Origin of the sequence: Paenibacillus sp. IHBB 3054, from assembly GCF_051594305.1 — a bacterium.
Lineage (GTDB): Bacteria > Bacillota > Bacilli > Paenibacillales > Paenibacillaceae > Paenibacillus_AQ.
The window spans coordinates 1-601 of the sequence record NZ_JBOFBG010000145.1; the positions used below are offsets into that span (position 1 = coordinate 1).

At 51.4% G+C, this 601-nt stretch carries 1 protein-coding gene; it reads right to left on the minus strand.

Going from position 1 to position 601, the window contains the following annotated elements; translation table 11 throughout:
• Positions 1-522, minus strand: a 522-nt coding sequence (locus ACQ76X_RS36135; RefSeq protein ID WP_438498699.1) for a hypothetical protein, incomplete at its 3' end; no start/stop codon positions are given.
• Positions 523-601: the final 79 nt, after the last annotated feature.

Consider the following 601-nt stretch of genomic DNA (forward strand, 5'->3'; position numbering starts at 1 on the left):
TAGGAGATCGGGAAGATCCACCTGCAGGATCAGATCCGCACTAAAACGACCATGTCCGGAACCATCAGCAGCTTCTAGCACCACTTGAGAACTTCCCGAGGCAAATACCCCCGCACCGGTTATCATCCCGTTTGTCTCGTTCTCCGAGGTAATCCCCGATACTTGATATGAAGCATACCCTGCAGGAATCTTCGCCCGAATATTGCCTTGCGCAAGCGTATGCCGGACCGTGAATTCATCCAATCGCACGGCATATTGCCATCCTGTATCTCCCTCATGTTCAACCTCCAGTTTCAGATGCTTGGAGAACTGTAGGTTTCCGGAGGTATTCAGTGTTATCGGCGTGGATTCACCAGCTATACGCATCGCACCGAGGGGTTGCGCAGAATAAACCGCATAGGTGGCTGAAACTACCGTTTTCGAAGCATCTCCCTTAGAATCACCTAGCTCCGCATGTGTAACCGGAGATTGTACGGTTCCCAGAAGGATGAGCATTGCGGCCAGAAAGAAATACCGCTTCATGGTACCCCTCCTTTACGGCTTCAGCGTTCCTGCTGGCAGCAGGTACACCTTCCCGGATTCTTGATACTCCATTAACAGT